Origin of the sequence: Pontibacter indicus, assembly GCF_900156345.1 — a bacterium.
Lineage (GTDB): Bacteria > Bacteroidota > Bacteroidia > Cytophagales > Hymenobacteraceae > Pontibacter > Pontibacter indicus.
The window spans coordinates 131,208-142,241 of sequence record NZ_FTPP01000005.1 but is presented as its reverse complement, the minus strand read 5'-3'; the positions used below and the strand labels follow the sequence as shown (position 1 = coordinate 142,241).

At 53.6% G+C, this 11,034-nt stretch carries 10 protein-coding genes; 7 read left to right on the top strand and 3 right to left on the bottom strand.

Translation table 11 applies throughout. From position 1 onward, the window contains the following. The first annotated feature begins 165 nt into the window (after nucleotides 1–165). From B0B12_RS19520 to B0B12_RS19505, 4 genes are all read left to right on the top strand, one after another. On the top strand, nucleotides 166–435 hold the full coding sequence (locus B0B12_RS19520; RefSeq protein ID WP_076672388.1) for a DUF4834 family protein: 270 nt from the start codon (nucleotides 166–168) through the stop codon (nucleotides 433–435). Nucleotides 436–477: 42 nt separating this feature from the next. Further along, the gene (locus B0B12_RS19515) at nucleotides 478–2,922 is read left to right on the top strand and encodes a YfhO family protein (protein ID WP_076672387.1); all 2,445 of its coding nucleotides are present in this window, start codon (nucleotides 478–480) and stop codon (nucleotides 2,920–2,922) included. Between the two features lie 45 nt (nucleotides 2,923–2,967). Beyond that, nucleotides 2,968–3,867, top strand: a complete 900-nt coding sequence (locus B0B12_RS19510) for a 1-aminocyclopropane-1-carboxylate deaminase/D-cysteine desulfhydrase (RefSeq protein ID WP_076672386.1) — start codon at nucleotides 2,968–2,970, stop codon at nucleotides 3,865–3,867. Nucleotides 3,868–3,936: 69 nt separating this feature from the next. After that, complete coding sequence (locus B0B12_RS19505) at nucleotides 3,937–4,569, top strand: DUF4230 domain-containing protein (RefSeq protein ID WP_076672435.1); 633 nt, start codon at nucleotides 3,937–3,939, stop codon at nucleotides 4,567–4,569. A 116-nt stretch (nucleotides 4,570–4,685) separates the two neighbouring features. Here B0B12_RS19505 and B0B12_RS19500 read toward each other — a convergent pair whose 3' ends face one another. Continuing rightward, complete coding sequence (locus B0B12_RS19500; RefSeq protein ID WP_244554786.1) at nucleotides 4,686–4,844, bottom strand: PLD nuclease N-terminal domain-containing protein; 159 nt, start codon at nucleotides 4,842–4,844, stop codon at nucleotides 4,686–4,688. A 238-nt stretch (nucleotides 4,845–5,082) separates the two neighbouring features. After that, nucleotides 5,083–5,562: a regulatory protein RecX gene (locus B0B12_RS19495; protein WP_076672384.1), complete on the bottom strand. Its 480-nt coding sequence runs from the start codon at nucleotides 5,560–5,562 to the stop codon at nucleotides 5,083–5,085. 160 nt (nucleotides 5,563–5,722) lie between these two features. Here B0B12_RS19495 and B0B12_RS19490 point away from each other — a divergent pair, with 160 nt between their 5' ends. The 3 genes from B0B12_RS19490 (at nucleotide 5,723) to B0B12_RS19480 (ending at nucleotide 9,776) form a co-directional block, all read left to right on the top strand. Further along, on the top strand, nucleotides 5,723–6,604 hold the full coding sequence (locus B0B12_RS19490) for a DMT family transporter (protein ID WP_076672383.1): 882 nt from the start codon (nucleotides 5,723–5,725) through the stop codon (nucleotides 6,602–6,604). Nucleotides 6,605–6,678: 74 nt separating this feature from the next. Then, a complete protein-coding gene (locus B0B12_RS19485) occupies nucleotides 6,679–9,300 on the top strand; it encodes a DUF5686 and carboxypeptidase regulatory-like domain-containing protein (RefSeq protein ID WP_244554783.1) in 2,622 nt (873 codons plus the stop codon). A gap of 113 nt (nucleotides 9,301–9,413) precedes the next feature. Further along, on the top strand, nucleotides 9,414–9,776 hold the full coding sequence (locus tag B0B12_RS19480; protein WP_076672434.1) for a hypothetical protein: 363 nt from the start codon (nucleotides 9,414–9,416) through the stop codon (nucleotides 9,774–9,776). A 72-nt stretch (nucleotides 9,777–9,848) separates the two neighbouring features. On the opposite strand, the gene B0B12_RS19475 is transcribed toward B0B12_RS19480, so the two are convergent. Next, nucleotides 9,849–10,799 carry an EamA family transporter gene (locus B0B12_RS19475; protein WP_076672381.1) on the bottom strand — a complete coding sequence of 317 codons (951 nt, stop codon included), beginning with the start codon at nucleotides 10,797–10,799 and terminating at the stop codon, nucleotides 9,849–9,851. Nucleotides 10,800–11,034: the final 235 nt, after the last annotated feature.

The following is an 11,034-nucleotide window of genomic DNA, read 5'->3' as shown; positions in this document are numbered from 1 at the left end:
TCAGTCAATTACCCCATTTCCCGAACTTATCCAAAATTCGTATCTTTGCACATGCCCCGCCGAAATGGCAGGAGAACTTTTTGGCAGGAGAATTGTATCAGAATAGGTACTTTCTTTGTTACTAGTAAGCAGCGACATGCGCTGCCTATACCTTAATTGACCTTCATGAAATTCATACTCATAACCATACTCGTTATCCTTTTCCTCAGATTAGCCGCTCCTTTTCTTTTCCGTTGGTTGCTGGCTTTTTTTGTGAAGAAGAGTCTGCGAAACGGTACTTTCTTTTACTCCAACATGCACCAGCCGCAGCCTGAGCCGCGTGCCAGCAACAATGGCCGTCAGCAGGGAGGCGTTAAAATCGACTACATACCGGAGCAACCGGACCGGAAGGATTTCAATGGCGGCCAGTACGTCGATTATGAAGAAATAAAATAAAAAGCCTATCTTTCAGCCCTATTCTGAGGTTTCCTGAAAGATATGACAGCTTCTATTGACTTTAAGCGCGATGTGCTCCCGCACATCATCGCGATCCTGATTTTCCTTGCCCTTACCGCCGTATACTTTGCTCCTGTCCTGTTCGAGGACAAGGCGATGGCGCAGCACGACATTCTGCAGTTCAAGGGCGGCGCCAAGGAGATACAAGACTACCGCGAGGCTACCGGCGAAGAGACGCTCTGGACAAACTCCATGTTCAGCGGCATGCCCTCATACCTGATCAACACTCGCTATTACGGCGACCTTTCGGGCTACATCCACAGCATCCTGACCTTCAACATGCCGGCCATGGCGGGCAATATCTTCATTACGCTGCTCTGTGCCTACTTTTTGCTGGTCACGCTGCGGCTCAATACCTGGTTGTCGGTCATCGGCGCTATCGCCATTGCCTTCACTTCTTACAACTTCATCATCCTGGAGGCGGGACATAATACCAAATCGCTTACCATTGCCTACATTCCGCTGGTGATGGCCGGCATGTTCTACGCCCTCCGGCGAAATCTTTGGATCGGGGCTGCCATTTTTGCATTGGGCCTCACGCTCAACCTGCATTTCAACCACCTCCAGATGACCTATTACATGCTCCTGATGGTGCTGGTTTGGATGGTTGTGGAGCTGATTTATGCAATTAAAGAGGGCAGAATAGCCGACCTGATCAAGCGCGGACTGGTGCTGGGTATAGCGGCCATTCTGGCAGTGGGCGTAAACTTCGGCAGACTTTATACCGTGGCTGAGTATAGCCAGCACAGCATCCGGGGCAAGTCGGAGTTGAGCGTGGCCAACAGCGGCGACAAAACCTCCAGCGGCCTCGACCGCGACTATGCCTTTAGCTGGAGCTATGGCGTAGGCGAAACCATCACGCTGCTTATACCTGACTTCTACGGTGGTAGCAGCAGCAACTCCCGACTAGACAAAGACTCGCAGAGCTACCAGGCTTTATTGGGGCTCGGTATGCCGGCGGTGCAGGCCGAGCAGGCCCTGAAGCAAGGCCTGCCAACCTACTGGGGGCCGCAGCCGATGACGAGCGGACCGGTCTATGTGGGTGCCATCGTGGTGTTCCTGTTCGTGCTGGGCTGTTTTATCGTGCATAAACCCACCCGTATTTGGCTGATCGGTGCCACCATCCTGTCGATTGTGCTGGCCTGGGGCAAGAACTTCGAGGCATTCAATTACTTCATGTTCGACTACTTCCCGGGCTACAACAAGTTCAGGGCGGTATCGTCAGCTCTGATCATCGCCCAGATCACAATGCCGCTGCTTGGCATACTGGCGCTTTACAAAGTAATCCGTGACCGCGACCTGATCAAAGACCTCGATAAAAAACTGCTGATTTCCGGAGGTATAACCGCTGGCGTCTGTTTGCTAGTGTGGTTGTTTGCCGGTTCAGCCAGTTTCGTAGGTGCCGTAGATCCGCAGTTGCAGCAGTCTTACTTCCCGCTCGATGCCATCCGCGCCGACCGCGAAAGCATGATGCGCTCCGATGCAATGCGCTCGTTTGTCTTCATCGCATTGGCGGTTGGTCTGATTTACTTTTATCTTAAAGGCAAACTGTCGACTACCATGACCATGGCAGGTATAGGTTTGCTGATTCTTGTGGACCTGTGGGGCGTGAACAAGCGCTACCTGAACGACGGCGATTTTGAGAAGCGTGTGGTAGAGAACCATTTCCAGCCAACGCAGGCCGACCAGTTGATTCTGCAGGACAAGGACCTGAGTTACCGCGTGCTATACCTGCCAAATCCATTTAACGATGCTCGTACCTCGTACTTCCACAAATCGGTGGGCGGCTACCATGGTGCCAAACTGCGTCGCTATCAGGATATCATTGACCGCCACATTACTCAAAATAACCTCGAGGTGCTGCGTATGCTCAACACCCGCTATGTGATTACGGGCGATCAGCAGCAGCCGGTGCAGCGCGTACCGGGCGCACTGGGCAATGCCTGGTTTGTGAGCGAGGTGAAAACGGTGAACAATCCGGATGAAGAAATTGAAGCCCTGAACGGCCTGAACGCCAGTACCACCGCTGTAGTGGACGAGTCGAAGTTCAAGACAGCAGCAACCAGTTACAATGCCGAGGGCTCTACCATTGAGCTGACGGACTACAAGCCAAACGCCCTGACCTATGCTGTGAATGCAGCGCAAAATGGACTGGTGGTGTTCTCGGAGGTATACTACGCCGATGGCTGGCAGGCCTACCTGGACGGCAAACCGGTGGATCACATCCGGGTAAACTACATCCTGCGCGCCATGGAAGTACCGGCCGGCAAGCATACCATCGAGTTCAAGTTCGAACCGGAATCGTACTCCATTGGCAATACTGTGTCTTGGATCTCGTCTATTCTGCTGCTGGTGGTAATCGGAGGGGCCATCTTTTACGGATTGCGCCGCAAGCCTGAGGAAGTAGAGAAAGAAGTGATCGTATAAGTGAAGGCCCCGGTTTGAGAGATCGGGGCCTTTGTTTTAGAGCGTATGGAAACACCGCTGCAACAGCTACACAGCAAGTTATGGGAAGACCGAGGTATAGCGCTTTGGGTGAAGCGCGAGGATTTGCTGCACCCCACCATTTCAGGCAATAAGTGGCGCAAACTCAAGTATAACCTGCAGGAGGCAAAGCGGCTGCAGCATGATACGTTGCTGACTTTTGGCGGAGCTTACTCCAACCACATTGCGGCGGTAGCGGCGGCAGGGCAGGAGTTCAGCTTCAAAACCATCGGCATCATCCGGGGAGAGGAGCACCTGCCGCTCAACCCTACCCTCCGCTTTGCCACGTCGGCAGGTATGGCGCTGCACTACATCTCCCGGGAAGCCTACCGGCAAAAGTCTGAACCCGTATACCTGGCGCAACTGGCTGAGCAGTTCCGAAATCCCTATATCATACCGGAAGGCGGCACGAATGCGCTGGCCGTGAAAGGCTGCACGGAGATTGTGACGGACATCCCGATCGACTACGATTACATCTGCTGCGCGAGCGGCACGGGTGGTACTTTGGCCGGGATCATTGCTGGGCTTGAAGGAAATAAACAGGTGCTGGGCTTTCCGGCTTTGAAGGGAGGCGAATTTCTGAAAGAGGAGATAGAGCAGCTCATCCACAGGTATAACGGCGGACGCTACGACAACTGGCATTTGATTACGGATTACCACTTCGGCGGCTATGCCAAAATAAAGCCGGAGTTACTGGACTTCATACGCTCTTTTCAGCAGGAACACCAGTTGCCATTGGAGCCTGTTTACACCGGCAAGATGTTTTACGGTCTGGTTGATCTCATCCGGAGTGGCTATTTTCCGAAAGGCAGTCGCATTGTGGCGGTGCATACCGGCGGGCTGCAGGGCAATGCCGGTTTTCAGGAGCGGCTGGGTATAGCGCTGTAGCGTATTTGAACTTTAGCACCATAATTGCTGTGTAGACAAATGTAAGCTACAACCGACATGTATTTTCTCATGCCCCTCATCCGATCCCTTTTCCGTCTGCTGCCCTTCATCCTGCTATTCTTAGTGGGTTGGTACGTCTGGCGTCACGTAAACGATTCCTTTTTCGGTGCAGATGACAAGCAGCCGGAAGTGATCGTGAACCACAACACCATCCTGACCACTGTGGAAGAACTGGGGCGTATGGAACTGGTGCGGTTTAACTTTAAGGATGTGGTGGAATACGAAAAAGAAGTGTCGCGTTGGATACCCAACTCCAAGGTGATGCTGATTGTGACAGGCGAGGCCGTGGGCTGCGTGGACTTCACGAAACTGACCGAGCAGGACATCCACTTTCAGGGCGACTCGCTGGTGCAGATCAGCTTACCGGAGCCGGAGGTCTGCTACTACAAGATCGACCACAACAAGTCTAAGGTTTTTTCAAAAGAGAACACCTACTTCCAGGATGCCGACCTGGTACAGGAAAGCTACCGCTATGCCGAGGCCAATGTGAAAGAGGCTGCCATCAACTCCGGCATACTCCAGCAGACGAAGGTGAACGCCGAAAAAGTGCTCAAGCCAATGCTGGAGGAAATTACCGGTCGCAAAGTGGTGCTGGTGCCGCAGCATCGTATCCAAAATCCGGAAATGCCGAAGAAACGATAGTTGGAATAAGAGGTATGGTTGCAGAAAGGCTGAAATGTAGCTTTACCGTCCCGCAGGTATAAGACATCCGGCGGGCTGAGACACAGCACCCAATTTTGTTGTGATTGAGTCGTCTACTACCGGGTGAGTGCGCTAGTTTTTTGCTTTCTGCCTATCAGCAGATACAGGATGGCTCCTAAAACGGGTAGGAAAACAATTACCAAAACCCAGATCAGCTTGTTGATGCTGTCTTCAAATTCGCTTGTCAGCAGATCGACTAAGGCCCATAGCCACAAGAGGGCAGGTATACCCAGGAAAAATAGGATAAGTATCAATTCTGCTCCTCCAAGACCTCCAATGAATAGCAGGTGCTCATGATCATGCTAAGTTTATTTTCGTGTGATATTTCGCTTTAAAAAGTGTGCTGCAACCCAAGTCTCCATGGTATACCTGTGTGGTCAGACCATTAAAACATAAAATTACAGTTTACTACTGTAGCGGTTTCTTGTTATTGCAGGATAGTGAGGCAGGAATTTATTCCAATTTTTTCAACGCTTCCTGCACCAAATCGCTTTCGTAGCCTTTGCTCAGGAGGTAATAGCTGAGTTTCTGGCGGCGGGCAAAGGGGTTCTTTTCTTTTTCGGTGGCGTTCTTTTTCTCAAGGAGTTGCTGCAGATTCTCCTCATACACATCGTAGTCGATCTCCTTCAGGCCCTGTTTAATGCAGTAGTCCGAGATGCCTTTGGCTTTGAGGCCCTGCACGATCTTGCGGCGGCCCCATTTCTTGAGTCCGTATTTGCCGCGCACGTACGCCTGCGCGTAGCGTTCTTCATCCAGCATTTTCTCCTGCCCCAGCCGCACAATGATCTCCTCCACATCATCCGGCTCCAGACCATAGGTATAGAGCTTGGTGCGTACTTCCTGCTGCGTGCGCTCCTGGTAGGCGCAGTAAGCGGCCGCCTTGATCAGGGCCTCTTTCGGGGTATAGGTCTTCTGTTTCTTCTTCTGTTCCAAATCGTTCGTTTTGCTCCTGTTTAAAACAAGTGCAGGCGCTTAAGAGTTGCGGGTTTTCAACATTCAGCAAGCAACAAACAACAATTTACCAATCCAACAATTTAAACACACAACTAATCTGAATTCGACGCACCTTTGTGGCTGCAAAACTAATACAGGTATGTTCTCAAAAGGAGTCAGGTACATGCTGCTGTCCACACTGTTTTTCGCGCTCATGAATGTGTGCGTGAAGCTGGTGCCGCATATACCTGCCATGGAGGTGATTTTATTTCGCTCGGCTATATCGCTGGTGATCAGCTATGTCGCGCTCAGACGGCAGCAGGTGAGTGTGTGGGGCAACAACCGGGGGCTGCTGATCATGCGCGGCCTGACGGGCTCCACGGCACTCGTGCTCTTTTTCAATACCCTGCAGAACCTGCCACTGGCCACAGCCGCCACCATCCAGTACCTTTCGCCGATCTTCACGACTATTTTGGGTGTGTTCCTGGTAAAGGAGAAGGTAAAACCCTGGCAATGGGTGTTTTTTGCCATTTCCTTTGCGGGCATCATCGTCATCGAGGGGCTCGACGCCACAGCCAATTCACTTTACGTTTGGATGGGCGTAGGCAGCGCCCTCTTCTCGGGACTTGCCTACAGTTCTATCCGGCGCCTCAACACCCGGGAGCACCCGCTCGTCATCGTCTTTTACTTTCCGCTGGTAGCGCTCCCGATCGCGGGCATCTACTCTGCCTTTAACTGGGTGCAGCCCGAGGGGTGGGACTGGGCTATTCTGCTGCTGGTGGGCCTGTTCACGCAGTTGGGACAGTACTACATGACCATGTCGTACCAGGCCGAGGAGATTTCCAAAGTGGCCAACCTCAACTACATCGGCATTATCTACGCGCTTGCGCTGGGCTTTATTCTGTTCGATGAGCACTTTGAGCTGGCCACTTATGTGGGTATGGGCCTGGTGCTGGTGGGTGTGGTGCTGAACGTGCGCTACAAAAACAAACTGACCAAACGTGAGGCCAGGGACCGCGAAGCCGCACTGCCGAAGGTATAGCGAGATGGTTGGGCAAGCTTAAATTCCAAAAAAGCTAAACACGTTGGGCGGGTTTTGTCGTTAGTTCATAAATTGTGAAACTCAACATTTACCATAAGAGCCTGTTGCACATGCGCCCTGCTTTGCTGCTTTTCCTGCTATACCTGTTGCCGGCCATAACCCTGGCGGGCACCTTGCGCGGGCGCATCACCGACGAAAACAACCAGGGCCTGCCCTTTGCCAGCATTTACATCAAAGAAACCGCCAGCGGCACCGCCTCCAACGACCAGGGCAATTTCCAGCTGCAACTGCCGGCCGGCACCTATACCTTAGAGTTCAAGTATGTAGGCTACCGGGCCCGTGTTGAGACTGTGACGATCGGGGAAGGGACGCAGGAACTCAACGTGCAGCTGCTGCCGGAGGTGCTCAACCTAAAAGAAGTGGTGGTAAAAGCGGCCGACGAAGACCCGGCCTACGCCATCATGCGCAATGCCATCCGGCTGCGCAAGTACCACCGCGACGAAGTAAATGCCTGGAGCGCCCGCGTGTACATGAAAGGCGTGGCCCGCATGGATAAGGTGCCGGGCAAGGTACTGGGGGTGCGCGTGGTGGATGTGGACACAGGCATCGTATACCTGTCGGAATCAGTGTCGGAGCTGCATTTCAAAAAGCCGAACAAGGTGAGCGAGCGGGTGATCTCCTCCAAAGTGAGCGGCAAGAAACAGGGCTTCAGCTTCAACCAGGCCTCTGAGATGAACATCAGCTTCTATGATAACCTGCTCAGGGTGGAAGGGCTGAGTGAGCGGGGCTTCGTGTCGCCGCTGGCTAACAATGCCCTCTTTTTCTACCGCTACGAGTACCAGGGCACCTTCGAGGAAAACGGCCGCACCATCAACAAGATCAAAGTCATACCCAGGCGGAAGAACGACCCGGTCTTTCAGGGCAGTATCTATATCGTGGATGGCTCGTGGCGCCTGCACAGCACCGACCTCACGCTCACCAAAAACGCAGGTATAGACTTTGTCGACTTTATCCGGGTGCGGCAGGTATACGCGCCGGTGCAGGACCAGGTATGGATGCCGGTGTCGCAGCGCTTCACCTTTGAGGCGTCGGGGCTGGGCTTTAAGGGCGGGGGCTATGCCATGGGGGTATACTCCAGGTATAAGGTGCAGCCCGCCTACAGCCGTCCGCCTACGGTGGTGGAGCCGGAACCCGAAGTGGTGGAAAGCGCGGCGGCCGTAGAAGTGAAGCCCACCCGACGACAGCGCGCTCGTGTAATTGAACCTGTAGCCGCCACACCCGAAGAGCACCCCGCCATCCACGACGAGAAGCTTTTCAGCCGCGAGGTACTGGTCGTAGAGAAAGAGGCCAACACCCGCGACTCGGCTTACTGGGCTGAGATACGTCCTGTGCCGCTGACGCAGGAGGAGGTTTTGGACTACGAGCGCAAAGATAGCCTGGAGGAAATCCGCGAGTCGCGGGTATACAAGGACTCCGTGGACCGGATCCGGAACAAGCCGACCTTTGGCAGCTTTTTTGCGCGCGGCTATACCTACAACAACACTTATGAGCGCCGCCATTTCCGCATAGACCCGCTGCTGAGTCTGACGGGCGGGCCGAGCGTGCTGCAATTCAATACGGTGGAGGGCACTGTGCTGAATGTGGGCATGGAGTACCGGCAGGATTTCGAGGACCGCCGGCGCTACGAGATAGAGCCGACCATCCGCTACGGCCTCGCCAACGAGAAGCTCAATGCCAAACTGCGCTTGAACTATACCTACGACCCCATCAAGCGGAGCAATATTTCGGTGGAGGGCGGCCGTTTTGTGGACCAGATCAATTCCACCAACCCCATCTCGCCCTTTGCCAACACGGTCTATACCTTGCTGCTGGAGCGCAACTACCTCAAGCTCTACCAGCGCGACTATGGCCGCATCAACTATCGCTCGGAGGTCCTCAATGGCGTCACGATCCTCACCTCGCTGGACTACAGCCACCGCATGCCGCTGGAGAATTCCACCGACTATACCTTCCGGGAAAGCAGCAGCGGCGGTTTTACTTCCAATGTGCCCGAAAACGCCGAACTGACCGATGCTTCTTTTGATCCGCACCAGGCCCTGACGGCTAACATTACGGTGGCTTTCCGGCCGGGCATGAACTACATCTCGCGGCCCGACCGCAAGATCAACATCGGCTCGCGCTGGCCTACTTTTTCGTTGGGTTACCGGGGCGGCATCAAGGCGCTGGGTGGCGACGTGAAGTACACGACTCTGGCGCTGCGCATCTCCGACGACTTCAGTCTGGGTTTGCTGGGTAGCAGTGAGTACAGCTTTACGGCGGGTACTTTTTGGGGCAAAGAGAACATGCGCCTGATGGACTACCGCCATTTCAACGGCAACCGCACTGTTTTCGCGGGTGTGTACACCGGCTTCCAGCTCCTCGACTACTACAGATATAGCACCAGCAGCCGCTACCTGGAAGGGCACTTCGAGCATCACTTCAATGGCTTCTTGTTCAACAAAATCCCGCTCTTTCGCAAGCTCAAATGGCAGGAGGTAGTGAGCCTGCACTACCTCAACACGCGCGAGTCGGAGAACTACCTGGAGCTGGGGCTGGGGATAGAGCACATCTTCAAAGTGCTGCGCGTCGATTTCTTCACCTCGTTCCAGGAGCGGCAAAAGGTACATACCGGGCTTCGGTTCGGATTTGGATTTTAGCAAGGTATGGCGGCTGCCACCGAGTGCTCCGAAAGGCATCAATAGCTGTTTTACAACCTAATAGCAAAGATGGACGTTAGAAAATGGAGTTGATTAACCATTTAAAAACGACCATGAAAAATCTGAAAGATATATTTATAACCGGATTGGCGCTGGCCATGGTGGCGGTGCTGGGCACCAGCTGCGGCGAAAGACCTCAGTCCGATCCGGTAGACGACACCAGCACGGCCGAAGCCATCACGAACAAAAGTGAGTCCACCCAAAACCTGACCAGACCGCGCCCGGCCCCCATCGGCGACACGGCTGAAACAGGTGAGCAAGCCGACCGCTTTGGCAACCTGCCCTCTAACGTAGATACGGTGGCCCGCCAGAGGGTAGAGCTCGACAAGCAAAGACAACTGCAGGAAAACCCCAACCAGCGACCTAAAATCACGACCCAGCCGAACCGCGGAGCGGACGGAAGCCGGGAGCAGTAACAGGCATTCTAAACAAAGCGGCCATACCTGAAAACAATCAGGTATGGCCGCTTTGTTTTGGGCAGGTATAGCTCACTTGCCTACCGCCGTGGTACCAACTGGCGGGATCACCAGCCCGGCGCCAGTCTTCTTACGACCTTTCAGGTTGATGTTGTAGATGATCACTGAGATAAAAATGAGCACATAGGCCGCCACTTTTACTACTGTCGTCTCCTCGTTGAAATACACAAATGCCACCACAAAGTTGAGGATCGGGTTGATGTACATCAGGATGCCGATGGTGCCGGAAGTGAGCTCTTTCAAGGCGTAAAGGTTGAGGAATAGTGGCAGCACCGTAAACACAGCGCTCAGTATACCTGTCATCAAAAAGAAATGCCCGTCCAGCGCCACCTCCGAGCTGCCCTTGAGCTGGCTGTAAAACGGGGCGATGAACACAAAAGCGAGCAATAGTTGCAGCGTGAGCAGCACGATCTTGTCGTATACCTTGAGCAGGCGCTGCGTGATGAGGTAAAAGGCGTAGCTCAGCGCAATCAGCAGACTAAAGAGCAGGCTCGTCAGCTCCCCTGTCCCGATCAACACACAGCTTAGCGCGCTCAGCCCAATGGCCACCCACTGGTTCATCCGCAACTCTTCCTTGAGCAGGGCGAATCCGAGCATAGCCGTCAGGATGGGGCAGAGCAGGTACGAGAAAGAGCCCGTCTGGATGTTGATGTGGTTGATGACATAGATGAACGTGAGCCAGTTGATGGTGAGCAGCGTGCCGCCCAAGAAAGTGAAGAGCAGAAAGCGGCGTGCCTCCCGCGGCTTGGAAGCTTTGACCTGGGCGATGGTTTGCACCATGTTTTTGCGCCGGAAGACCAGCGTGATGAGCAGGAGCAGGGTAACAGACAAGGCCACCCGGAAGAACAAGATCTGTCCGCTCGGGTAGTCTGCCAGCGCCTTGAGCGGGAAGGGAATAAAGCCCCAGATCATGAAGGCTGCTATACCTGCCGCGTAGTATGGTTTGGTGTTCGTTGTTTCCATTTCAAAATATATCTCGACCAGTACAAGGTATAGTGGCCCGCACCAGCCATACAGTAAGTGAAGAGGTATGGCTGCTTCCTTTTCCTCCGAAAAAATCTTCCTTCAGAAGGAATAAAAGAGCGCAAATGTATCGTTTTGATTTTGAAAAAGCTGCTATATAGTTTCCGAAATCTGTGTTTTAACATTAACTGCCGGTTCGCTTAATTCCTGGCTGCCACTCACAACCCTCCGACTG